A 24,354-nucleotide genomic window follows, 5' to 3' on the forward strand; every position below is an offset into this window, starting at 1 on the left:
ATCACGGCATTTTTAGCATAAATTTAGTCCTTTCTTAACAATTGATTAATTGTAAAAGTAAGCATCTCTCTTAACTCATCGAATGCATTATTTACATCTAACCGTTCCGTCCATTTATGTGCATCTTTACCTACAGGACCTAAGTTAAGCACAGGAATATTCAACTTCTCTAAATCATCTAAAGGAACACTATATCCTTTTTCCCAAAGTGGCATATTTGAAATAAGGCTTCCTAGTTCTGAAGCTGGTTTTTCTAGTCCTACATAACTTAAGTCTGATAAACCGGCAAAATAATTTTGTTTTTTAAGAACTAGATTATACTCATCTTTTGCATATTCAATAACCTGATCAACTACTGTTCGAATACGAGGATGATTTCGAGAACATACAGCTGGGTAATATGGTGGTGCAAAGAAAAGAACAATCATTGGAGATAGCTCTTTACAAAGAATGCTAAGCTCATCAACTAATTGAATCGATACGTCTCGATCATCTTTTTTCCCTCTATTACTCACAATATGTTGCTGGATTTGATCCACTTTTTCTTTACCATAGGTTTTGATTGCATAATTTAGTAATTCGTCAAAATTGAATACATTTACATTAACTTTCTTTGCTGTAGAATTTTCTAATGTAGAAAAATGAGTTGCTCTTGTTTCATAGCCTTGCTCAATTTTTCGTGCAACTTTTTGAGCACTCGTTTGTAGCTTTTTCGTAATCGCATCCATTGATTGTTCCATTATAAATAGGTTAAACAACGTGACTGCGCGATGTGGGATTTGTACATTATATTCTTTTTTCAAGTCTTTTTGAATGAGATTTGTAGGAGGAGGTGTGACCTCACCTTCAATGACTTCACAATAGTCTGTGTTTAATTCTAATTCACATGTTAGTTGAGAGGCCATATAATTCCCATTTAATCCAGAAAAAGGTTCACCAACATGGGTTTCCTTCCCGTAGCATAGGAAACCTGCTAAAACCTTGCCGATTGAGCCAGAATAAATATATGAATTTTCATCTCCTGGATATCTAGCAAACATAGGCTCCGAATTTAAACATGCTCTGTATTCAAGATCGTGTTTTTCTGCCATTTCTAGAAGTATTGGTGCAGCATTTCGCATTCCAACAGAGTTCACTTCTTCATCACAAACGGTTACTAGAAGTAAATTGCCATCAAATGCTCCAGAACATGCTTCTTCAATTAATGACATATGTAAGGTTAGACCACATTTCATATCCATTGTTCCTCTACCAAACAGCCATTCACCATTTTGCAAATCCTTTTGAACTTCTTCAGACATTTTTTCTTTATTATTATAAAATAATTCTGTTAATTTTTTAGGGTTAAAAGCAAATTCTTTCCAACTACCATAATCTTCTACATCGACTACATCAAAATGACTAACAAGGACGATTGTCTTTTTTTCATTCGTCCCTTTTTTTACAAGAGCTGTTACGAATTTACGATCATCTTCTGTTGTATGGAGTTTTAAATACTCTTGATGATCTTGAAAATAAGGAAGTTGACGGAGTTTTTTTTCAACATATTCCGCAATTTCAATTTCACCACTAGAATGTGTCACACTTGGGATCTCGACAAGTTCACAAAGTAAGTCGATTAATTGATTTTTTGTCTGCCAATTGTTCTCTATCGTTTTCATTAACAAATCTCCCCATCCATTTAGAATTAACAATTTTGATAACGCGTTTGCATATACTTGTATTTAAATTTCTTTGGTAGGCATTGTATCTTGTTGTCAAGTTGCTCAAGTGGGAGCATTTATTTTACAGGCTTTATTAAAAATCGTTTTGAAACATTTTTGATATGATTTAACATTAATTCTGATGCTTCAGTTGAATCTTTTCTTTCTAGGGCATCTAAAATTTGATAATGTTCTTTAACAGCTTCCGGTGCGCTAGATTGAATTGTATTTGTCAGGATTAAATATCTTTGTAAATTCGTACGAAGAGATGAAATAAACTCTTTTAATTTATGGTTATTTGTAAATTCAGCAAGGTAACAATGAAACTGGGTATCTAAATTAATAAATTGACTATAATCTTTTTCATCGATACTTTCTTGCTGTTGATTGCAAATATCTTTTAAGAATGCTAATTGCTCACTATCAATGCTTTGACAAGCAAGTTTAGCTACTAAAGGCTCCAATGATTCTCTAACAACTTGGTACTCTTGTACTTCTTCGACAGAGATCATTCGAACTCTTGTATGTTTGGCTGTTTCCATTTCCACTAAACCTTCATAAGCTAACTTTTTTAACGCTGTTCTAATTGGAGTTCGGCTTATTCCTAATTTTTCGGCAATTTGCTCTTCAATTAAGTATTCCAGTGGTTTTATTTCATTATTAATAATGGCATTTTTTATAACATCATACGCTTGATCAGATAAAGAACCAGCAGATTTTAATTTTTTCATACCTATCTCCCTTTAACATTAATCCATTTAAGATTCTCTTAAACAATAAGAGTCAAACTATGATGTACAAAAGTACAACATAGTTTGATTATATCATGATGTAGGGAATGTAAATATCTTCTAAAGAATAATTACCTATTAAAAAAGAGCGTTATTCGATTCGATACTCACACTCTACTAAACTTCCTCTACCGCTTTCTTTCTATTAAAATTAGATTGCATAAATTGCTCCATTCTATCTAATGCTTTTTCGAGCATTTCCATCGAAGCAGCATACGAGATTCTTACATATCCTTCTCCATATTTAGAAAATCCATCACCCGGTACGACCGCTACTTTTGCTTCCTGTAATAATTTCAACGCAAATTGAAATGATTTCATATTTGTATTTTTAATAGAAGGGAATACGTAAAAAGCACCTTCAGGTTTGATGACTTCAAATCCCATGTTCATTAATCTTTCACAAACATAATCTCTTCTTTGTCGATATTCCACAACCATTTGATTCGCGTCATTTATGCCATTTGTAAGTGCCTCAATTGCAGCATATTGACTAATCGTGCTAGCACAGACTGAGTTATAAAGATGTACTTTTAGCATTTGCTCAGAAATGTAGGCTGGAGCAAATGTGAAACCAATTCTCCACCCTGTCATTGAATGTGATTTAGCAAGACCATTAATCACAATTGTTTTTTCCCACATACCTGGTAGAGAAGCGATTGAATAGTGGTTTTTATCGTAAGTCAGTTCACTGTATATTTCATCTGAAACGACGAAAATATCCCTCTCTCTCAAAAGCAAAGCTATTTTATTAAGATCTTCATAATCTAGCACGCTACCTAAAGGATTAGATGGTGAGCAAAGAACTAAACAACGAGTCTTTTCTGTCATATGACGCTTGATCAATTCAGCATTAATCTTGAAGTTATTTTGAGTCACGTCTATATAGACAGGGATGGCTCCACACATTTCGATCAGTGGTTCATAGCCTGGGTAAATAGGAGCAGGGAGTAAGACCTCATCCCCTTCTCTCAAAATTGTACGAAAAGCTGAATCTAGTGCTTCTGTAGCGCCGTTTGTCACAATGATTTCTCTAGCAGCATCATAGGAAAGATTGTATTTTTTATACAGAAAATCGCTAGCTGCTTTCCTTAGGCTAAGTAATCCAGCATTTTCCGTATATGCTGTATAATTCTGTTTTATTGCTGAAATTCCAGCTTCTTTAATATGCTCAGGTGTAGGGAAATCAGGCTGGCCAAGTGTAAGATTAATCGCATCTGGATAATCAACAACCATGTTAAAAAATTTTCTAATCCCTGGAACCTGAAGTGCTGTTACGCTTTTATTTAGTAAATTTTCCATCGTTACACACCTTCTTTTCGATTTACAATCTTGGAATGATTCCTACTTAGTTTCTAACTTAACTAATGGTCGATCTGGCTTGATAAAGAACCATAAGATTGCTGCAAATACGACAGGAATAATGTTGATTAATAAAGTGATATTCCATCCCATTTCTTGTGCAAACCATCCACAAATAATTGGAGATGTGATCCCCCCTATTGCTCCCCAAGTATTCATCCAACCACTAACAGAACCTGAGAATTCTTGACCCATGTCATTCGCTATAGCCCATGAAGCAACGATTGGAAGTCCTAATGCACCAAGTGCTACTGTCAACCAAAGAACATTTGACCAAGGAGTAACCGAGTAAGCTGCAAGATATAGTCCTAAAATGAAAAAGGCGAATCCTAAAATGGCCATTCCTCCACGTGCAATCATACGAGAGTTTGTTTTTTGTAAAATTTTATCTGAAATAGCACCACCAATTAGAACAGAAAAACAAATTGCTAACCAAGGGAAACTTGCCGCTAATCCCATTTCTTTTAATGAAAAATTACGTGCCTCCATTAAATAAGTTGGCAACCATGTTAAAAAGAATGTATTCATATAAATTACAACAAGGTATTGTACTCCTACAGCCCAAAATCGATAATTTTTTAAGTATTGTTTCCAAGGGGCTGTTTTTTTCTTACTGCTTGAAATACTACGGTTTTCAATAATAAGTGCTTTTTCTCTTTCAGAAATCCATGGGTGCTCTTCTGGTTTATTTCGTCCAACAAAATACCATAGTAAAGCTACAACAACGCCAACTACACCAAATATGTAAAATACTCCGTGCCAACCAAACCATGCCATAATAGCAACTGATATCCCAGGCGCAATAACTGGACCAAAAAACGAACCAGCCAATAACGCACTTGAAGCACGACCTTTTTCATGTTTTTGGAACCAATATGAATTGAAAACAGCATTTCCTGGATACATCGGTCCTTCACCAGCTCCAAAGAAAAATCTGACGATGCACAATACAACGTAGTTAACAGATGCAGCTGTTAAAGTTGTAAATAACGACCACCACGCAACCGCAATTGTCACGATATTCCTCGCGCCAAACCTTTCAGCTAACATCCCTCCAGGAATTTGTGAAAAACAATAGCCTAAATAAAAGAGAGAAGATAATAGTCCAAATTGAACTTTATCCAATCCTAAATCTTTCATCATCGGCACAGCTACAATCGAAATATTAGAACGATCCATATACGCAATAAATCCTATAATGAAAAAAATAAAAGCAAGTCCCCAACGCAAACCTAATTTTTTTTCTTTTACAGTTGAAGTGTCTAATTGTTTGTCAACAGCTAATTTCCCCATCATACCCTCTCCTTTTTTGGATCTAATTAAGAAACAGTAGTCATTTTAAAACTAATTAACTTTTACTCTTTTCTACCATCTTTTCCCATAAAGGATCGAAACGGCGTAAATAATTCTCTGCACCTAATTGTTCCAAATCTTGACGACGTTGATTGTCTGCTGCCTGTTCTTTTTTGCCAATTTCGAGATAATCTAATGCTTGGTCTTTTGGTACTACTAGTAATCCATCATTACTACCGACAATAATGTCCCCTGGATTAATAATGCAAGATTGAATACAAACTGGTATGTTCACATCGCCACCAATACTATAAACTTTAGTCGTTAAAGGTGAAATCGCGTATGAAAAGACCTTAAATTGTAAATCAATAATCATTTTTGTATCTGTCACTGGCCCATTAATGATCGCTGCAATAGCCCCTTTTTCCATAGCCAATTTCGTAGTAATTTCTCCCCAACAAGCAAAACGTTCTTCTTCATTCATATCGATGACAACAACATCACCGGGCTTTACTAAATCTAATGCTTTGTTAATTAATAAACCATCATTTGGAGGAATTCTTACAGTAATAGCTGGCCCTGCAAAAAAACCGTCAATCGGAAATAAAGGCTTAATTTTTCGTGCACTAATCAATTGAAAATTAATACTGTGTCCATAATCACTAGGTGAAATCGCTTCCAATTCTTTGATGACATTCGGATCTGGTCTATCAATCTCTGAAACAATTTTAATCACTTAACTTTTACCCCTTTCTTTCATTAGCTTTTAATAAGTAAATACACGTAAAACCTTAAAAAGAGATCTAATCTAGTGCCCCTTCCTTGGATTGTATACAAATACAAACACCGGATACAAATACATTATAACCATGAAAAGAGATACGTGTAAATGAATATTTTGAATATTAAATAAATTAATCAAGATTCGACATATTTTTTATCGTTATTTTTACCGAGATTAAAACATTTAGATTAACCTTATTAAAATAGTTAAATATAAAAAAAATAAGAAGCGGGAAACTTCTTATTTTTACACAGTTCCTAGTATTTTTTTAGTTTACATACTATTCATCAATTTAAGGCTTTCCAGTAAAATTCCGATAAGGCTCTAAGAACTAAAAGCAAAGGAGTTTTATCTGTCATATTGTATTCATTAATTTTTTTACTCGGCGAATAACAAAACAAGTTCACATCGGCAGTTTGTTGTAGTGTATTTTTACTAAAATGCGTAAGCGAAATTAATTTAACTCCTTTTTGCTTCGCCAACTCAGCTACATCCAAAACTTGGGCCGTTTCTCCTGATAAAGAAATTAAAAAAAGTAAATTGTTCTCCCCTGGATCAAATTTAGACAGTTCATATAAGACATCATGACGATGGAAATAATACTCCGACTTTTTACCGACTACTTTCAAATTTTTAATCATCATCTCACAAAATGGCGCAGTATCTCCTACACCAAAGAAAAGTACTCTACTTGCTTCATGGATCAATCTTGCCGTAATAGAAAGCGTATTTTGATCAATCAGACCAATTGTTTTCTGTATGTTGTATGTAAGGCTACCTTCCTCTTTAAACTGATCTTGCTGAATTACTTCTTCTTTTAAACTATTTTTCATCTGGGAATATCCATCAAAACCTAATTTTTTGGATAATCTCGTAATCGTATTTGGAACCGTAAATAGCTGAGCAGCTAAATTTTGAATTGAATAGCTAATAACTTCCTCTTTGTGATCAAGGATGAACTCAACTATTTGATCTTCCGTATCGTTTAGCTGATATTCATATTTTTGTATCCTTTCTTGGAATGTTAACATTTACATACACCTACTTTTTTTATTTATGCAAAAAAAAGAGAACAACTCTAACACTGTTCTCTTTTTCATTGTTCATTCCTTTTATTTTTTTCCTAACAACAAAATAACGTACTCTAAATCGTTTAAATCATATAAAGGTTCAATATAAGCCGTCTGATTTAAGCCTAAATTATCATATTTAATTTCCTTTACTTTACCTATTTCAATACCTGGTAAATAGATTCCACCTAGACCCGAGGTTACAATGATTTCATCAACCTTCAATTTATTATTTTCATTAAAAAGAGTCATTTCTAAATAGCCCGTTTTCTCATCTATTGCTTTAATCAGACCTTGTAATTGAGGATTACTTTTTGGTTGGACTGAAATATATGTTTTATATTTCACTGCACTTAACAATTCTATAATTGAACTATTCTCGGAGACTTCGGTTACTTTACCTAATAGACCTTGTGCTGTCATTACATTTGTATTTATTTTCACACCATTATTAGAGCCTTTATTAATTTCAACAAAGCTGTCCCAAGTTTCAAAATTTCTTTTTGTAACGATTGCTACATCAGCTTTGTATTTTTGACTTTCTTTATGTAGTCTTTCTTTTAGCATGTTTAATTCTTTATTTTCATTCGTCAATTCTGTAATACTTGCTTTTAAAGATGTTTCATTGCTCATTTTATCTTTTAATTCATCATTTTCTTTTTTTAATTCGAGTAATTCTTTTATATTGTTCGTGTGACTGTTGAATGTGTTGGTTTTTGAGAATAGATAGCCACTTGTCATAAGAATGGCGATTAACACCGTAATAAAAAATATTTTTTTCATCGGTTTATCCTTTTCTTACTTGTTTTTATTTTTAGGATAACATGAAAAATATTCCAGAGAATTAGAGTAATGTGGCAATTTTGTGTTTAATAGATTCTCCGATGTCCATTCAATTACTTTTATGAAGAAACGCAAAAAAAAGAGAACAACTTTAAATTGTTCTCTTCTTCGATATCAAGGATAAGTCAAACTGTTAAATTATTCATCGAACCCATATATTATTACTTAGCATTAGCATCAGGTTGATGAATTCCAAAAATATTTCCTTCAGTGTCAATGAAGTATCCTTGCCATGCCATTCCAGGCAATGCATATTTAGGCATTGCTACTTTGCCACCGTTTTCAATAATTTTAGCTTCCGTTTCGTCGTAATTTCCTACTCCCATCGTACAGGCATATCCATTTAATGGCTGGTTTGCTTGAGGAGGAGGACTTTGGCGTTGCATTAGGGCACCATTAATTCCCATTTGGCCCTCATCGCCTGTCACTGCACCGAAATATGGCATTCCTGCATATTCACTCCAATCTTCAAACTTCCAATCAAATACTTCTCCATAAAACTTCTTTGCACGTTCCATGTTATCAACATGAATTTCGAAATGAATCAATCTTCCCATATTTTCCTCCTATGTATTACAAGAATTTTCTTTAACTCATCTAGTATGTACACTTTAGTTGCCTATTTATAATTATATGGGCTATGGAAAACTATTCAAATTAATACTTTTAGCAGTTATTCGACATCAAACTAACCAATTTTTCAACTGTAGGAATGTCAGCTGGAGCCCATTCAAGTTTTGTTAAATCCGAAATGTCTTTCCATTCTATCTTCGTATGCTCATTAGCTATTGGCGTACCGCTTATAATCTTAGCTTCATACGTTATCAAATTTACAATGATATTTGGATACTCATGAATGACATCTTCAACTAATTCATATACAGCTATTTCACAGCCTAATTCTTCCATAATTTCACGGATCAATGCCTCTTCAGGTTTCTCATTCTTCTCGATTTTTCCACCTGGAAACTCCCAGCAATTTGGCATGCTCATCTCAGGTGAACGTAAAGCACATAGTATTTGGTTTTGATCGTTTCGGATGACAGCTCCTACTACTTTAATTTGTTTTTTCATTGATTTTTTTCCTTTTTATTCAATTATATATTTATTATTTGCTTAAGTTAAATAACAACAAATCAACATATCTAATAAATTCAAATATAATTCATTATTTGTTCGTAAAAAGAGTATATTTCTCTGCTAACATGAAATTATCTTAATAAAAATCCGATGAAAAAATGATCATGACAGTAACCTTTTTGCGATGTAGTTACAACCATATTAATTAAAGGAAAATGACAATGAAACCTCTAACACAAAATCAAAAATTATTTTTTTACTCTGGATACCTACTATCATAATAGGAAACATTTTTTTAATTAAAGAAGGTAGTTTCAAAATTTCTATCTGGTATCAAGTTGTCCTCGCTTTATCAACTATAATTTTTAGCTATGATGATTGGAAAAATAAAAATCTTGCAAGATTGATAGTCACTTTTAGCGTATGTTTAACTGTTTCAACTTCAATATTGATTTATATCATACGATACTAGATTACTATTACCCAATAAAAATAAAATATGACGATTTTATGATTTATTCTCTTCCGTTTCCATCAATAAAAAACGCAACCCTTAAAAGGGATTGCTCCTCTAAATTTCACGAACCGGTCGATCGATAATGTCTCACTCCAATTTGCCAAACTAGTAAACAAGGTATTATAAAAATGATACCCGCTATCGGTGATAACATATATAGATACGCTTTCCCATCCGTTTTCTCTAGAATGTACATTAAAGGTAAATAATTGACACATCCGAAAGGAATAACAAATGTAAAGAATTTTGTGATCCATTTCTGATAAATATTTAATGGATATTGCGCCATTTCTCTTCCGCCATCTGTGAAAATGTTAACCACTTCGAGACCTTGAATTGTCCAGAAACACATTGTGGCTGCAAGGATAAAGATTCCGGTAAATATAAAAACCCCGCTGATAATCATTAATAAAAGCGTAATCACTTTCATACTGCTCCAATCAATCGAAAGACTACTAATCGCCCAGATCAAAACAATTAAGCTCTGAATTAATCTACCAATTCTATTAAACTCAAATTTAGAGCCCATAACTTGAACAATTGTACTTCTTGGACGAACAAGTACTCGATCAAAGTTACCACTAACAATAAGGCTGGAGAAATTATCAAATCCTCGAGCAAAACATTCACTTAGGGCAAATGCCATGTGGATAATCGCAAAACAAAGCGCAACCTCGTAGAAAGTCCATCCTTTAATTTGTCCAAAACGTTCAAACAAAAAATAAAGACCCGCAAACATCGAAAACGGGATTAAAAACTGACCAATCGTTAAAAGCCAAAAAGATGTGCGGTATTCCATTTGCGATTTAAAGAGAATAAGAAGATATTTAAAATATAGTCCCATAGCATCAACCTCCTTGGACCACGACTCTTCGTAAAGCTTTATTAAAAGCGATTCTTCCAAGCCAAATAAGTAAAACTAACCAAATAATTTGGATGACGATCCCAATCACTGCTTCAGTTTGAGGAATATTTCCGGAATAAACCCTAAACGGGAAATCTGCTGTCCAACGAAATGGAAGGAAATAAGCAACGGTCTGAAGCCAATCTGGCATGAGTGGGATTGGAATTGTTAATCCAGAGAAAAATTCTCCAACAACCCCAAACAGTAGCAAGGAGCCAATAGGAGACATTGTCACAAATACCGAAATATAAATGAACATCGAAATTGAAACAAGAAGAAGTAAGCCAAAAATCAGGGCAAGTAAAAATAACACAAAGGTAAAGACACTTGGTGGTAACGTCATTTTATAAGGTTGAGGTAAAAGAAAAGCAACTAAAAGGATTGGGAAACACCTTAGAATTGCACTCGACAAGCGTTGGGCTAAAAGTTTTGAATACCAAAATCCGTATAATTCGCATGGTCTGCAAAGTTCATATGCGATATTCCCAGTTGTAATTAAATCAAAAAGCTCATTATCACGAAACCAAAGCATGATGAATGCTAAAAAGGATTGTTGTAACCATAAATATGTAATGATTTCTTTTAAAGAAAGTGGTTGAGATTGTACAGTTTGACTATAAAAAGCTTCAAAAATCATGATGTACATAAATCCCCAGAAAAACTGTGTTGCAACCCCAGCCAATGCTGCTGAACGATATTGCATTCCGTTCAATAATCGTAGTTTTAGTACAGATACATAAGGCTTCATATTTGAAACTCCTTATAGAGACCTACGATAATTTCTTCAATTGGTTGTGCTTCAATCGTCACATCGAGTAGATCAACTTTACTGGATAAACTGGAAATCACATCAGATATTTTTACTTGTTCAGTATCTAAACTTAATATTGCCCGTTTTGGGGACCATGAAATCATTGTAGTTCCAGGGATTTTAAATGGATTGTGGTCCTCTTGGTAATCTACTGTAATCGTTTTATGCGTTCCAAAATGTTTTCGCAAATCATCCAAGTTCCCATCAAACAATAAGCTCCCTTTACCAATCAAAATAACCCGATCAGCTAAAGCTTCGATATCATTCATATCATGCGTCGTAAGAATGACGGTAACGCCCTTTTCTTTATTGATCCTCTTAATAAACTCGCGTACAGCAATCTTTGAAACAGCATCAAGCCCTATTGTCGGTTCATCCAAAAATAAAATTTTAGGACTATGTAGCAATGATGCTGCGATCTCACAACGCATCCTCTGTCCTAAGCTTAATTGTCGTACAGGTGAATGAATAAGACTTTGTAAATCAAGGGTTTCAATCAGTAAATCAAGATTATCTTGATATTCGTTTTGAGGAATTTTATAAATATCACGGAGAAGCTCAAACGAGTCTATGACGGGTACATCCCACCATAATTGAGACCGTTGCCCAAAAACAACACCGATTTGTTTAACATAGGAAGCTCTTTCCTTCCACGGGGTGTATCCCATTATGTTACACGTCCCTCGATCTGGAACTAATATTCCGCTCATGATTTTTATCGTCGTAGATTTCCCTGCGCCATTCGGACCGATATATCCGACGATTTCCCCCGGTTCAATAGAGAAGGAAATATCATTTAGCGCTTCAACAATCGTATGCTCTCGATAAAAAAGCCCCTTCACTGCCTGCCTAAGTCCTGAAGAACGCTTCGCAACCTTGAAAGATTTACTTAAACCATCTACTGTAATCAATTTTTTCGCCTCCTATCACTTTTTTAGACTGGAAGAAAAATACTATCATCATACGATCAGCACGTCAATATTTTTTTCAGTTTATTCGGTAATTTTTGAAAATAGATGATTAAGGCAACAAAAAAAGAATGAAATCAATTCATTTCATCCTTTTTTAGTCATCTAGACCCTATAAAAATAATTGGTCTGTACCAAACATGCTAAAGTTGGTTTACTTGAATTCAGCTGCCATTTCATCTTTAAATCCAAATAAGTAAGTAAAAATAAATCCAGCTACATAAGAGATAACCACTCCGGTTAAGTATAATAAAATCTGATTCGTATGAACTAAGAACGATAGTGGAAGGCCTGAAACACCGACTGCAATTGTAGCGATATGGAAGTGAGCCTGGAATGCACCACCGACTCCCGCCCCTAAACAGGCCGTTAAGAATGGACGTCCAAGCGGTAACGTTACACCAAAAATTAATGGTTCACCGATTCCAAGCATTCCTGATGGGAGTCCCCCACCAATCGCACGTTTTAAGCTTTTTTTCTTCGTTTTAAAGTAAATTGCAAACGCTGCTCCTACTTGACCCGCTCCACCCATCGCAAGAATTGGTAGTAATGGGTCATCTCCAATCGAGTTAATTAATTCAAGATGAACTGGCGTCAAACCTTGATGGAGCCCGGTAACGACTAGTGGAAGGAATGTTGCACCAAGCACAAATCCCGCTACAACTCCTCCATAATCAAGAACATTTAATAAACCTTTTGTGATCGCATCTGATACAAAACCGCCAACCGGCATAAATACTAGATAGGTCACGATTCCTGTAATTAATAATGCGATAGTCGGAGTAAGAATAATATCTAAAGATTGCGGTACAAATTTTCTTACTTGCCTTTCAACTAAAGCGATGAAGATTGCTGCAAAAAGAACTCCAATTAACCCTCCACGTCCAGGAAGAAGATTGTTCCCAAACAAAGAGATATCAGCAACTGCAGGGTTGATGACAAGAATACCAGCGAGTGCGCCAAGTGCTGGTGATCCACCAAATTCTTTTGCTGCGTTTATTCCGACTAAGATTCCAAGATAAGCAAACAGCCCCGATCCGATCACGGTTAAAATAATGGCTAATTTTGAATCTGCTGCAAGCCATTCCGCTTGAACAATTGCTTTTGTAATACCGGTTATTAATCCTGAAGCAACAAGGGCAGGAATTAACGGAATAAAAATACTTGCGATTCTACGTAAAAACAGTTTAAACGGTTTTGCATTCCTTCGATCAATCTCTGATTTGTTTTTTGAAGCTACATCATTCAGATCAAAATCATCTGCAGCTGCAAGCAGTTTATCAAACTCTTCGGCAACTTTATTTACAACACCAGGTCCGAGTATGATTTGAATTGTTTCTTCTTCTACAACTCCTAAAACTCCTTCTGTCTTTTTGATCGCCTCAATGTCTACCTTTGAATGATTCTTTGAGGCTACTCGAAGTCTTGTCATACAATGAGTGGAAGCAGAGATATTCTCCACTCCTCCCAAATGCCCTAATAATTGTTCGGCCATTAATAAGTATTTGCTAATCCCCTTTGCCATCTTTACATCTCCTTTTAAAGTAACAAGTTTATTAGTTTAAAAGATTATCTAACTCCTTTATGAGTATAGTCGTTGCTATAAGATTGATAGTTTTTCAAATGGTTGATCCCCTCCCTTTTATTACAGGAATCTAAAGCTTAAAAAGTAATATTTATAGGTTATTTACTATAAACATAATTTCAAATTTAATATTAAAGTTTTTGAAATTTCATTTAAATTTTACGCAAATGATTTCGCTTTTATGACAAGGTATTAATAGGAAAAAATAGTAAATGGAAGTATTATAATTTGAATGGTAGAGGGTGACTCCCTATCAAGTATAGTTTTATAAAAAAAATAGACGCATCCCTTTAGTGGAACGCGCCAATTATCACCTAGATCTTCCCTATTTTCTTTGAGATTTCTTCCGCTGCTTTTGTTACTTCTTCGATCAAGAATGGAATACGTTCCTGAGTAAATCGAAATCCTGGTACATTCACGCTTAATGCAGCGAGTATTTTGTTGTTGTACCCTGTAATTGGAGCCGCAATCGCCGCTGTATCTTCTGTTTTTTCACTTTGACTAATTGCATACCCTTTTTGTCTGATTTCAATTAGTTGTTGTTTTAAACTTGATTCTGAATTAGGTGTTAGATTAAGTTGGTCTAGTACTTTTTGAATTTCATACTCTTTCATATAAGCAAGAATGGTTTTGTTGGGAGCACCAATATGTAGTGGAATTCGGATACCGAGATTTTCAGCAATTCTAATTTTTAATGGACTGTCAATTTTATCAATCACAATTCCATCTATACCACTTTCAATATTTAAATAGATGCTTTCCTCTACATGACTCGCCAAACGTTCCATTATTGGTCTTGCTACTAATCTGAAATCCATTTTATCCAATTGACGGAGGCCAAGCTCCATCCATTTATACCCTAATTTATAATGCTTCGTTTCTGGTATTTGTACAACTAGTCCGTGTTTTATTAAAGAGTTTAGTAATCGGTGAAGCGTACCGAGAGATAGTGATGTTTTTTCCGCTAATTCAGTGATTTGCCAATTCATTTTGGATTCATCCGAATTTAAGGTGTCAATAATAAGCATAGCTCGGTCAATAGATTGGACCATGATCATAACTCCTATGACTCTTCACTTCTTATCTTGGGGAGTCTGTTCAAAAAGTCTGGGAATATTCCCCGATCATTACGTGCTGGTAGTATTCGAATGTTTTTTTAAAATTGCGTTGACTTGAGTATCTCAGCACTTCTTGTTTTCGTTTCGAACTTGCAAATGAATAATTGTGAGAGTAATTTTTTACATCTATCTTATAAATTTATCGCCTGTTTTTCCAAGGACTTTTAGATTAATTTATAGCTTTATTGATTCTAATGATGCATTAGACTTATTTTTTCTTATTTTTCGTTTTTTATTACGACTCACATCTAAAGAATCTTCAAGCTTTTTAACTCCATACGTAATAATTAACACAAGTGCAAGATAATATAAACCGACTACAATATATGTATTCATTTGTTCAAAGTTAGAGGCAGCCTCACTTAGTCCTGCTCCCCATAAATCTTGCATCCCAACATATGCTACAAGCGAAGAATCTTTTAATCCAATTATAAACTGATTTCCAAGAGCAGGAATCGCCATTTTAAATGCTTGAGGTAACACGATTCTTCTCATTGCTAATGGTTGGGACATGCCAAGGGAGCGTGCAGCTTCCATTTGTCCTTTGTCAATTGATTGAATGGAACCACGAAAGATTTCAGCAATATATGCTCCACTATGCACACCTAAAGCTATTGCACCAGCCCAAAACTGCGAGAATGTAATAATACTAGAAAGTCCAAAGTATAAGATTGCGATTTGAACGATCAACGGTGTCCCACGAATGACTGTGACATAGAGATTAGCAATATAGTTAAGTACTTTAATCCGTGAGAGTCTGAAAAATGCAAAAATAAGACCTATTCCACTTCCTAAAATAGTAGAGACGATTGTTAATTTTAACGTTAATAATGTCGCTTCTAAAAACACATGAAATGTATTTAAAAATATATGCATGATACCTCACCCCTCTTCTTGTCCTATTAGGCTAGAATTCTATTATTATTTTTCTTCAAGAATATTTCGGCCAAACCACTTTTCACTAATTTTTTCATAAGTTCCATCTTTAATAATTTCATCTAAAGCCTTGTTAATTTTCTTCTGAAGTTCTTTATCCTCTTTCCTTACCGCAATTGCTTGGTTATCGTGAGTTAATGGAGTGCCTACATCTTTAATCTTAGCTTTTCCTTCTTTAATGACTCTAAAGCCGACCATTTGATCTGTAATAACAGCATCTAGTCTACCAGTTGGAAGATCCATTATCGCCGTTAGGTCACTATCATAATCAACGACATTTTCTTTTCCAGTATATTTAATCGCTAAATCTTTATACGGGCTAGCTTTTACAACACCAATTTTCTTCCCTTTTAAATCCTCAGCAGATTTGATTTCTTTATTATTATCAGCGACAAAAATTTGAGAACCTGAAATATAATATGGATTACTGAAATCAACCACTTTTAATCGTTCTTCCGTAATCGTCATACTCCCTAAAATCGCATCATACTTATTAGACACTAAGCCTTGTACAATTGTTTCCCATGGGTTTGTTACTGGTACAGCCTTCATTCCCATTTTTTCTGAAAGTGCTTTACCGATTTCAACATCAAATCCAGCAAGCTTGCCATCTTCTTTATAGTTAAATGGTTTATATAATCCACTCATTGCATAATGAAATTCTTTTGAACTCGCTTCATTCCCGGTTTTATCTGCCCCACATGCACTTAGAAACATTGCCCCTGCTACCATTGAAGATAATAAAATACCACGCCAATTCTTTTTCATTACACAAACCTCCATCATTTTTTTAGATTATAAAATACTATTAAGAAATTGTTTCGTCCTTTCATTTTGTGGATTTTCAAAAAACTGTTTAGGTGTGCCTTCCTCTAAAATGAGGCCTTCTTCCATGAATAAAACTCGATCCGCTACTCCTCTAGCAAAACCCATTTCATGCGTAACTACAACCATTGTCATTCCTTCACTTGCTAGCTGTTTCATAACTTGAAGAACCTCTCCTACCAGTTCAGGATCTAAAGCTGAAGTAGGCTCATCAAAAAGCATCACCCTCGGGTTCATCGCCAGTGCACGTGCAATCGCAACCCTTTGTTTTTGTCCACCCGATAACATTTCTGGATATTCATCGGCCTTATCTGTCAGTCCAACTTTCTCCAATAAAACATAAGCAATCTCTTTTGCTTCACTCTTTTTCATTCCTTTAACATGGATAGGAGCTTCAATGATATTTTCTAAAACTGTTTTATGTGGAAAGAGATTAAAGTGTTGAAAAACCATACCAACCTCTGACCGAATTTTATTCAAATCTGTTTTACTAGGTTGAACCAAATCACCATCAAAATAAATTTCTCCTGTATCATTGATTTCTAAAAAGTTTAAACATCTTAAAAGAGTACTCTTTCCTGATCCACTTGCTCCTAATAAAACAACCACTTCTTTTTCATTAATCGTTAAATCAATTCCTTTTAATACTTGTAATGGCCCAAATGATTTACTTACACTTTTGATCTCAATCATAATGTTTCAACCCTCCCATCAAGTAAATAACAACACTTTTTTCCACAATGCGGAAACTATTTCTATTTTATTAACATTATACACAATTCTGACTATTTAGTCATTACATAATTTTCAGAAATCCGACAATAGGCCCATTTTTACAAATCTTTCCAATCACCTAGAACTAGGCGAATGCATATATTAATATCCAATCTATGTATTGAAAGGGGGCTATTCTCATGCATGTCGATTTAACAGCCATACATTGGCTTTATGTAGCATTTATAGGGTTAATTATTTTATTTCTAATTCTTAGACGTGACACAAGCCTAGTCTGTCTCGCAGGAATTTTCCTACTTGGCCTAGTAGCAACTGAGTCGCTTTCAAGTTCCGTCAGTATCTTGTTTTCAAGTTTCATATACGCCATAACTGAATTACTTTCTACTATTTTAGTCATCTCGATTATCGTTTCAATGAGTAAAGCTTTAACAGATAGCGGAGTGCATCAGGCACTCATCAGTCCATTTACAAAGGTGATGAGAAACGCCACACTAAGTTATTGGACCATTGGTATTGTCATGATGGTCGTCTCTTGGTTTTTCTGGCCGTCACCTGCAGTTGCCTTAATTGGTGCGGTTTTACTGCCAGTTGCTTTAAGAGTAGGGTTACCGGCTTTAGGTGTTGCGATGGCAATGAATTTATTTGGCCATGGGATTGCTTTATCTAGTGATTACGTAATCCAGGGTGCCCCAAAACTAACAGCCGACGCAGCTGGCATCCCAGTTTCAGATGTTTTACATGCAAGTATTCCACTTGTAATCGTAATGGGTGTCGTGACAACCGTCGTTGCTTTTTACTTCTTAAAACGTGATATGAAGAGAGGACTGTTAACAGTAGAAATCCCAGAAGAAGATACAAAAGCTGAGAACTATTTACTTTCTTCAACACAACAAAAATGGATGGCCGCTCTTGTTTTCATTTTATTCGCAGTGGATATTTGGGCGATGATTCATTTCAATCTACAAGGTGGAGACGCAACAGCATTAATCGGGGGTACTTCCCTAATAATTCTTTCCATTCTATCTATGATAGGTCATAAGAACAAAGGATTTGAAGAAGTAACAAACTATTTAATTCATGGATTCAAATTCGGTTTTAAAGTATTCGGTCCGGTTATTCCAATTGCTGCTTTTTTCTATCTCGGAGATAGTGGATTCACGGCAATCATTGGAGATTACTTGCCAAAAGGATCAAATGGAATTGTAAACGATTTAGGCTTTGCTTTAGCACATGCAGTTCCTGTAAATCCTGGAGTTGCGGGAGTAACATTAACAACAGTTGGAGCAATTACTGGTTTAGATGGATCTGGATTCTCCGGAATTTCACTGGCTGGCTCAGTAGCTTCATTATTTGCTACGGCAATAGGTCATGGAGTTGCAACATTAACTGCTATGGGGCAAATTGCAGCAATTTGGGTTGGTGGCGGAACACTGATTCCTTGGGCGTTGATTCCTGCGGCGGCTATTTGTAATGTCAGTCCGTTTGAGTTGGCTAGACGGAATTTGGTACCTGTTTTGATTGGGTTGGCTGTTACTACTGTTGTTGCGATATTTTTGATTTAGTAATTAATTAGAAGGGCACATAAATATTATGCCCTTCTTTTTAAATCAATTGCTTTTGTATTTCATCATAAAAATTTCCATTTTCAAGAATATTCCCCTGTACTTTTTGCTCAATTAGATATTCAAATGCCTTTACTTAACTCACTTTTATACATATTAATAAATTATTTAATTCTTTATTTCGACCTAATTGTTAGACAAAGGATACGCTCTATTACAATTTCGCTATTCAATCTAATCAAGAAAGAATGAATCGATTTTCGTCATTCAAGAAACTCCATTTCAAAAGAATTATACGTCTATATAAAGGCATTCAATTTTACCGTTAACTTCACATATTGTTCGATTATTCACATAATATACCTCCCACAACAATTTTGATTCCGAAAAATCGCCACGAAATTCGTATTTATTAGGTAGAATAAAAAAATATATAAGTTCACCAATGCAGGTATCTATTTAAAGCCTAATAGATTTTATCATTAATCAATTTCACTATGTGGTTGTTATCACTTAATCCCGTAAAAAAACTCCAATTAACGTAAAAGTAGATAACCTCATCATTTATTAATGACATTTTTATCGGTTTCGCTGATTTTAAAAAGAAAAGTCTAGTTTGAGTCATGAATAATTTCGAACTAACAGTATCATCATTTTCTAATTTCAAATCAGTAATATCGTGCCAATTAATAGTTTTCCAGCCTTTAAATTCAATTACATCATTATGAATTAATAATTCTCCATGATGTGAAAATAAGTTTTTCACATGAGCTCTAGTCATTAATGATAATTTCTTTTTTTCAATTTCAATATTTGTACCGCCATGAAAGATTAACTTTTTCATCCTCTCCACTCCTAAGATTTTTTTGATAAACCGATCAATCAGCCGATAGCTACGTATGATTTACTTTTCTTATTAAAAAACGTTATATGACCTGTCAATAAAACTAGTAAAAAGATTTAGACAATAATTAATAAAATAATAATTATTATTTTTCGGCTATTCATGTTTTTTACAGATAGATCTCCTTTTTTAGTAACGTTTACAAAAATATCTTAACATGATAAAAGGTAAAATTTACTAAGACACATTGTTATTATTGTGAACGTTTTCACATATTGTTCAACATCTGCATTTATTACTTTTGGAACATATGACTATAGGACAAGATTTTACTTCTATGAACAATGCTTCCAACAATATCTATTCTCATTTTTCACATCACATTTTATATCTTCTATAAAATAAAAAAGCACTGAATAATCAGTACTTTAAGCTTTGATTCATCTTTGAACATTTATTTATTTAATCAAAATTTTTATTTCCACTTATGATTATTATCAACCATAATAATAATTCAATTAAAAGGATTTGATTACTACTAGGAAAAGTTTCTGGGAAATCAAAAGAAAAATATTTGCCGAGATTATCCCGACATTGAAATAAATTATATCTTTAATTTTTAATCCCAATAGAACAGAAAATAATATTGAAAAAATAATAGGTGTAATATATTTATAATCTTGTAATGTAAAGAATAATTGATTATTAAATAGTAATAAAAGATATGTTGTTAAAAATAAGATTTGATTAACTAAGAAAATAGTAATTAAAACTTTTTCTTGATTTTTTTTATAATCTATATTAAACGATGTAAATCTATCTAAAATAAAGTTAAACAAAATATTAATAAAAAGAATACATATTAGCATGACAAATAATATAGCAAATATAGCTATTATTATATTTGATTGTGACCATTGAATTTTATAAAAGTTCTTAATTTCTATAAATACTAGAAAAATGATCCCAAATAAAAGAGAAAAGTTTATAAAAAACATTGATTTTGGATTCATAATACTAACCTCTCAATGTCAGATATTCCACTTAATAAATGTTCTTTGTGATTTATAATAAACACAAAAGATTCGACATTAAAAATTCTGTCCTTAACCAGTTCACATGTAGCCATGTCTAAATGCTCAAAAGGTTCATCCAAGAACAAATATTCCCAAGGATAGTCAGTAAATAAAGCTGAAATGATAATTTTTTGCTTAGTTCCTTTAGATAAGTCTTTGCAAGGAGTATGTCGGTTACTCTCTAGTCCTAGTTGTTTTATTAATTCATCAAGATTGATAAATCGCTTTGGAATTTTCAACATTTTATTAAGGTAAAAATGTAGAAAGTCTTCTAAAAGCATATAGGGTTCGTAAAATGGGGTTGATGGAACAAAAAGGGTTTTACTTTTATTGTAATTTAAATTGCAATCCCCTTCCTTGATCTTGTTAATTCCCAATATAATATTTAATAGCGTAGTTTTTCCTGATCCATTTTTACCTTGTAACCAGTATTTTTTATTATCTAAGAGGGTTAAACTAAAATCTTTAAAGATATAGTTTTCCTCTTGATAGAAAAAATCAATATTTTTTAGTTCAATCAAAAAAAACACCTCTCAGTAGCTTCAATTGTTGCAGATAATAATAAAAGAATAATAGAAAAAAAGATTAATTTAATATAATTAGTATAATTTAATTCTTTTTCTATAAAAATATCTCTGAAAAGAACCCATGACATATATACCCATATTGTCATAGCATATAATTCAAATAAAAAATGGGGAAAAAATAAAAATAATGTATTTTCAAAATTATTATGTAGTATGTAGATTTTTAATGATTCCACTGTAATATATAAGTCTATTAATAATTTTCCAACTCCTAGTATTGGTATGATATAAAAGATAACAGCCAATAAATTGTTGGAAAATATTTTAAAAACATTTTCAGGTTTACATGCAATATTCTTATAGACTGAATCAGAATTTATATTAGATGGGACATCCACTAAAATAAAAAATAGAATGAATAAGCAAATTACACATAAAAAATATATATTTAATTTTTTAATAAAAATCACCCAATGTAAATTATGTTAAATGCAATAAAACCAAAAAACAATTCCATGAAAAAAAAGTAAAAGAAATAATTTTTTTGCCCTTTAAATGATTCATACATAACTATTTTATATGTAAATAGTAATAAAAGATAAAAAGCGAAGGCATTTACTGCAATAAAAGTTAAAACGTGTATATGATCAAATCCTTTATTTATTAGCAAAAGAATAATTAATATATTCATGCCTATAAAAGAATGGAAAGTATTCTTGTATAAAATTGTTTTCCCATAAATCTTTATAAAAGGAACTCTTAAATATTTGAATTGCATAAACAGTTGTCTGTAGTTAGCATTTGCATATATTAATTCCGAGTAAATAAATAAATTGGCACATAAATAAAACAATGGAATATTTATTACTACGTATAAAGGTATACGTCCAAAGCCAAACAAATTAAAAGTAATAAATATGAGAAACATCCCAAATGCAAATAATAAGAAGAAGAGTTTTAAAACTTTCATAAAGTTCATTTGATTTTTATTCTTTATATATACAAGGTACAGTATGTTTAATGTGATAAATAGTAATATAGATAAAAGTGAGATTAAAAAACTAGTTAGAGAAATGTAAGAGAAAACGTAGCTTAAAAAAACAAAAATAAGGACAATAATCCCCAAAATAAATACCATAATTTTCTCTTTTAAATAAAAAAATAAAAATAAATATCTATCTCCGTAAAACTTATAGAAATCATATTGTAAAGTTGAAATAATATTCTTGTTCCCGCTAATCATTGTCACCAATGTAAACAAAAATAGTATATTAATATCCAATGATATAAAAATGACATTAAATCTATTAAAAAGATACAATAGCTCAACTGGATAACAAATAATAAGAAAGACACATAGGAATAGTAAAACTATTCCTATGGATTTAACTAATAATTTATTTATTTCAGATTTTATTAACAAGCTATTAAAAATAGTTTTAACCTCTTCAATTTTTAACTTGAAAATAGCTTTTAACATATATCTCTATTTAGCTACTTTTACCAAGTAGTCGCATAACCTTTTCCATATTTTGAGATAATTTTTTTAGCGGAAATAACAAGTGCAGTTGAAATAACTCCATATCCAACAATAATCGCAACAAGACTAATAATCGTTGTAATTGTACTAAATGTATCAATAATAGTTATAACTTTGCCAGCTACTGTAGTCGAGACACCTAAGTTAGCTGCAAGATATGGCAAAGAAATAGTTAAAGTTGAAAGCAATACAGCCATTCCTAATACATATAAAATTGTTTTTTTATTCATCACTAAAGACATGATAATTCCCCCTTTTTTAATTGTTAGAGCCTAATACCCTTGCTAGTAAAGTTGATTCATGTGTAAAAGACTATGTTATCAACTTCACAATTGACAAAATGTGTTCTAAACGAGTTTACTTCTAACCTAAATAGTTAGTTTAAATTTACTTTTCTTATTAAAGAACGATATTTGACCGGTCAATAAGACTAGTAGAAAGATTGAAACAATAATTAATAAAATAATAAATAATATTTTTCTACTATTCATGTGCGTTATTTAAATATATCTTTTATTTTTTAGTAAACGTTTACGAAATTATCTTAACATCTAACTTAACATAATAAAAGGAAAATTTTACTAAATTCAATTGACTGAATTATGATAATTTTCACACTCATCGATCCTACTTCTACTATTACAATTTCTTTGATCAGAAGCTTATAAAAACTCTTCGAAACTATGATTCCATTAACGATATTATTGATACTAAAAACTATATGAATATGGTATATACTTTAGTAAAAACATGTGAAGATTTACTAAAAGTTTCAAAAAATTTCCACTAAATTCACTCACAAGATCACTATAATTAAAGAAATTAATTACATAAAGAGGTGATCAACTTGATAGATTAGGTTTTCTAGTATAGGAATAACACAGAAATTTTTTATAAATCAAACTAAAAAAGGAGTAATTGAAGATTATGGATGAGAAAGATTTTCCTTTCTACAGAATACTTTCTATTTCATCGGGGATGCAGCCTTTACTTTTTATGTTAAATACACGTTTTATGATAGAAAGTACCGTAAATATAGTTGTAACATGTCTATTTTTATTAAGTTACTTACTAATATTTATTAAAATGCCTCGAACTAAACGAAATTATCAATATATTATTTTTAGTTTTTTAATATTTATCTGTATATCAATATTTGTTAATAAATACAATAGCGGAGGTCAGCATTGAAGAATTTGATGCTGACCTCCGCTATTTTAATATGTTTCAGTCTAGTAAGATTTTATTAATTTTGTACGCGCTGAATCGCTATATATATTGTGTCTAAGAACTCTTGTTTTTCCAGAGTAATAGAATTATGAACGCTTTCACAATTATTGATTCTACACTACAATTACTTCGATCAAAAGCCTATAAAAACGCATAGAAACTATGATTCCATTAGAATGTTCACTATGGTACTTTCTTTTGTAAAAACATGTAATGATTTATTAAAATTTTCACAAAAATTTCACTGAAT

At 32.6% G+C, this 24,354-nt stretch carries 22 protein-coding genes; 1 reads left to right on the plus strand and 21 read right to left on the minus strand.

What is annotated here, in order from left to right; genetic code table 11:
- Window positions 1-23 precede the first annotated feature (23 nt).
- From ACSBO6_RS15070 to ACSBO6_RS15150, 17 genes are all read right to left on the minus strand, one after another.
- A complete protein-coding gene (locus ACSBO6_RS15070; protein ID WP_098846591.1) occupies window positions 24-1,661 on the minus strand; it encodes a M20/M25/M40 family metallo-hydrolase in 1,638 nt (545 codons plus the stop codon).
- A 119-nt stretch (window positions 1,662-1,780) separates the two neighbouring features.
- Window positions 1,781-2,434 carry a GntR family transcriptional regulator gene (locus tag ACSBO6_RS15075; protein WP_098846592.1) on the minus strand — a complete coding sequence of 218 codons (654 nt, stop codon included), beginning with the start codon at window positions 2,432-2,434 and terminating at the stop codon, window positions 1,781-1,783.
- A 177-nt stretch (window positions 2,435-2,611) separates the two neighbouring features.
- Complete coding sequence (locus ACSBO6_RS15080; RefSeq protein WP_498843614.1) at window positions 2,612-3,796, minus strand: aminotransferase A; 1,185 nt, start codon at window positions 3,794-3,796, stop codon at window positions 2,612-2,614.
- 42 nt (window positions 3,797-3,838) lie between these two features.
- Window positions 3,839-5,149: an MFS transporter gene (locus tag ACSBO6_RS15085; RefSeq protein ID WP_098846594.1), complete on the minus strand. Its 1,311-nt coding sequence runs from the start codon at window positions 5,147-5,149 to the stop codon at window positions 3,839-3,841.
- A 55-nt stretch (window positions 5,150-5,204) separates the two neighbouring features.
- Window positions 5,205-5,885, minus strand: coding sequence for an RraA family protein (locus ACSBO6_RS15090; protein WP_098846595.1), 681 nt, complete (start codon window positions 5,883-5,885; stop codon window positions 5,205-5,207).
- Window positions 5,886-6,220: 335 nt separating this feature from the next.
- The gene (locus ACSBO6_RS15095; RefSeq protein ID WP_098846596.1) at window positions 6,221-6,964 is read right to left on the minus strand and encodes a MurR/RpiR family transcriptional regulator; all 744 of its coding nucleotides are present in this window, start codon (window positions 6,962-6,964) and stop codon (window positions 6,221-6,223) included.
- A gap of 81 nt (window positions 6,965-7,045) precedes the next feature.
- On the minus strand, window positions 7,046-7,786 hold the full coding sequence (mreC, locus tag ACSBO6_RS15100) for a rod shape-determining protein MreC (RefSeq protein WP_098846597.1): 741 nt from the start codon (window positions 7,784-7,786) through the stop codon (window positions 7,046-7,048).
- Between the two features lie 221 nt (window positions 7,787-8,007).
- Complete coding sequence (locus ACSBO6_RS15105; RefSeq protein ID WP_098846598.1) at window positions 8,008-8,403, minus strand: VOC family protein; 396 nt, start codon at window positions 8,401-8,403, stop codon at window positions 8,008-8,010.
- A 109-nt stretch (window positions 8,404-8,512) separates the two neighbouring features.
- On the minus strand, window positions 8,513-8,920 hold the full coding sequence (gene mutT / locus ACSBO6_RS15110) for an 8-oxo-dGTP diphosphatase MutT (RefSeq protein WP_498843615.1): 408 nt from the start codon (window positions 8,918-8,920) through the stop codon (window positions 8,513-8,515).
- 584 nt (window positions 8,921-9,504) lie between these two features.
- Window positions 9,505-10,287, minus strand: a complete 783-nt coding sequence (locus ACSBO6_RS15115; RefSeq protein WP_498843616.1) for an ABC transporter permease — start codon at window positions 10,285-10,287, stop codon at window positions 9,505-9,507.
- A gap of 4 nt (window positions 10,288-10,291) precedes the next feature.
- A complete protein-coding gene (locus ACSBO6_RS15120; RefSeq protein ID WP_098846601.1) occupies window positions 10,292-11,095 on the minus strand; it encodes an ABC transporter permease in 804 nt (267 codons plus the stop codon).
- Window positions 11,092-12,069, minus strand: coding sequence for an ABC transporter ATP-binding protein (locus ACSBO6_RS15125; RefSeq protein WP_498843617.1), 978 nt, complete (start codon window positions 12,067-12,069; stop codon window positions 11,092-11,094). The genes ACSBO6_RS15120 and ACSBO6_RS15125 overlap by 4 nt, the downstream gene beginning before the upstream one ends.
- Window positions 12,070-12,280: 211 nt before the next feature.
- Window positions 12,281-13,651, minus strand: coding sequence for a PTS transporter subunit EIIC (locus ACSBO6_RS15130; RefSeq protein WP_498843618.1), 1,371 nt, complete (start codon window positions 13,649-13,651; stop codon window positions 12,281-12,283).
- A gap of 374 nt (window positions 13,652-14,025) precedes the next feature.
- Window positions 14,026-14,763 carry an IclR family transcriptional regulator gene (locus ACSBO6_RS15135; RefSeq protein ID WP_498843619.1) on the minus strand — a complete coding sequence of 246 codons (738 nt, stop codon included), beginning with the start codon at window positions 14,761-14,763 and terminating at the stop codon, window positions 14,026-14,028.
- Window positions 14,764-15,003: 240 nt separating this feature from the next.
- Window positions 15,004-15,705 carry an amino acid ABC transporter permease gene (locus ACSBO6_RS15140; protein WP_098846605.1) on the minus strand — a complete coding sequence of 234 codons (702 nt, stop codon included), beginning with the start codon at window positions 15,703-15,705 and terminating at the stop codon, window positions 15,004-15,006.
- Window positions 15,706-15,750: 45 nt separating this feature from the next.
- Window positions 15,751-16,482, minus strand: a complete 732-nt coding sequence (locus tag ACSBO6_RS15145) for an ABC transporter substrate-binding protein (protein ID WP_286138340.1) — start codon at window positions 16,480-16,482, stop codon at window positions 15,751-15,753.
- A gap of 78 nt (window positions 16,483-16,560) precedes the next feature.
- Window positions 16,561-17,283, minus strand: a complete 723-nt coding sequence (locus tag ACSBO6_RS15150; protein ID WP_098846607.1) for an amino acid ABC transporter ATP-binding protein — start codon at window positions 17,281-17,283, stop codon at window positions 16,561-16,563.
- Window positions 17,284-17,504: 221 nt separating this feature from the next.
- Between ACSBO6_RS15150 and ACSBO6_RS15155 the strand changes: the two genes are divergently transcribed.
- The gene (locus tag ACSBO6_RS15155; RefSeq protein WP_498843620.1) at window positions 17,505-18,887 is read left to right on the plus strand and encodes a hypothetical protein; all 1,383 of its coding nucleotides are present in this window, start codon (window positions 17,505-17,507) and stop codon (window positions 18,885-18,887) included.
- Window positions 18,888-19,353: 466 nt separating this feature from the next.
- Here ACSBO6_RS15155 and ACSBO6_RS15160 read toward each other — a convergent pair whose 3' ends face one another.
- From ACSBO6_RS15160 to ACSBO6_RS15175, 4 genes are all read right to left on the minus strand, one after another.
- On the minus strand, window positions 19,354-19,731 hold the full coding sequence (locus ACSBO6_RS15160) for a hypothetical protein (protein WP_498843621.1): 378 nt from the start codon (window positions 19,729-19,731) through the stop codon (window positions 19,354-19,356).
- A gap of 518 nt (window positions 19,732-20,249) precedes the next feature.
- On the minus strand, window positions 20,250-20,744 hold the full coding sequence (locus tag ACSBO6_RS15165) for a hypothetical protein (protein WP_098843929.1): 495 nt from the start codon (window positions 20,742-20,744) through the stop codon (window positions 20,250-20,252).
- Entirely contained in the window at window positions 20,741-21,328 is a 588-nt protein-coding gene (locus tag ACSBO6_RS15170) for an ATP-binding cassette domain-containing protein (protein ID WP_498843622.1), read from the minus strand. Before ACSBO6_RS15170 ends, ACSBO6_RS15165 begins: the two co-directional genes overlap by 4 nt.
- 1,506 nt (window positions 21,329-22,834) lie before the next feature.
- Window positions 22,835-23,116, minus strand: a complete 282-nt coding sequence (locus tag ACSBO6_RS15175) for an uberolysin/carnocyclin family circular bacteriocin (RefSeq protein ID WP_218937211.1) — start codon at window positions 23,114-23,116, stop codon at window positions 22,835-22,837.
- Between the last annotated feature and the right edge of the window lie 1,238 nt (window positions 23,117-24,354).

The sequence above is a fragment of the Bacillus sp. AL-1R genome, from assembly GCF_052180195.1.
Classification (GTDB): Bacteria; Bacillota; Bacilli; order Bacillales; family Bacillaceae_G; genus Gottfriedia.

What these genes read in the sequence shown, in the direction of transcription:
- ACSBO6_RS15070 (WP_098846591.1), bottom strand. Translation starts at nt 1,661, where the DNA reads ATGAAAACGATAGAGAACAATTGGCAGACAAAAAATCAATTAATCGAC.
- ACSBO6_RS15075 (WP_098846592.1), bottom strand. Translation starts at nt 2,434, where the DNA reads ATGAAAAAATTAAAATCTGCTGGTTCTTTATCTGATCAAGCGTATGAT.
- ACSBO6_RS15080 (WP_498843614.1), bottom strand. Translation starts at nt 3,796, where the DNA reads ATGGAAAATTTACTAAATAAAAGCGTAACAGCACTTCAGGTTCCAGGG.
- ACSBO6_RS15085 (WP_098846594.1), bottom strand. Translation starts at nt 5,149, where the DNA reads ATGGGGAAATTAGCTGTTGACAAACAATTAGACACTTCAACTGTAAAA.
- ACSBO6_RS15095 (WP_098846596.1), bottom strand. Translation starts at nt 6,964, where the DNA reads ATGTTAACATTCCAAGAAAGGATACAAAAATATGAATATCAGCTAAAC.
- mreC (WP_098846597.1), bottom strand. Translation starts at nt 7,786, where the DNA reads ATGAAAAAAATATTTTTTATTACGGTGTTAATCGCCATTCTTATGACA.
- ACSBO6_RS15105 (WP_098846598.1), bottom strand. Translation starts at nt 8,403, where the DNA reads ATGGGAAGATTGATTCATTTCGAAATTCATGTTGATAACATGGAACGT.
- mutT (WP_498843615.1), bottom strand. Translation starts at nt 8,920, where the DNA reads ATGAAAAAACAAATTAAAGTAGTAGGAGCTGTCATCCGAAACGATCAA.
- ACSBO6_RS15115 (WP_498843616.1), bottom strand. Translation starts at nt 10,287, where the DNA reads ATGGGACTATATTTTAAATATCTTCTTATTCTCTTTAAATCGCAAATG.
- ACSBO6_RS15120 (WP_098846601.1), bottom strand. Translation starts at nt 11,095, where the DNA reads ATGAAGCCTTATGTATCTGTACTAAAACTACGATTATTGAACGGAATG.
- ACSBO6_RS15130 (WP_498843618.1), bottom strand. Translation starts at nt 13,651, where the DNA reads ATGGCAAAGGGGATTAGCAAATACTTATTAATGGCCGAACAATTATTA.
- ACSBO6_RS15135 (WP_498843619.1), bottom strand. Translation starts at nt 14,763, where the DNA reads ATGGTCCAATCTATTGACCGAGCTATGCTTATTATTGACACCTTAAAT.
- ACSBO6_RS15140 (WP_098846605.1), bottom strand. Translation starts at nt 15,705, where the DNA reads ATGCATATATTTTTAAATACATTTCATGTGTTTTTAGAAGCGACATTA.
- ACSBO6_RS15145 (WP_286138340.1), bottom strand. Translation starts at nt 16,482, where the DNA reads ATGTTTCTAAGTGCATGTGGGGCAGATAAAACCGGGAATGAAGCGAGT.
- ACSBO6_RS15150 (WP_098846607.1), bottom strand. Translation starts at nt 17,283, where the DNA reads ATGATTGAGATCAAAAGTGTAAGTAAATCATTTGGGCCATTACAAGTA.
- ACSBO6_RS15155 (WP_498843620.1), top strand. Translation starts at nt 17,505, where the DNA reads ATGCATGTCGATTTAACAGCCATACATTGGCTTTATGTAGCATTTATA.
- ACSBO6_RS15160 (WP_498843621.1), bottom strand. Translation starts at nt 19,731, where the DNA reads ATGAAAAAGTTAATCTTTCATGGCGGTACAAATATTGAAATTGAAAAA.
- ACSBO6_RS15165 (WP_098843929.1), bottom strand. Translation starts at nt 20,744, where the DNA reads ATGAATCCAAAATCAATGTTTTTTATAAACTTTTCTCTTTTATTTGGG.
- ACSBO6_RS15175 (WP_218937211.1), bottom strand. Translation starts at nt 23,116, where the DNA reads ATGTCTTTAGTGATGAATAAAAAAACAATTTTATATGTATTAGGAATG.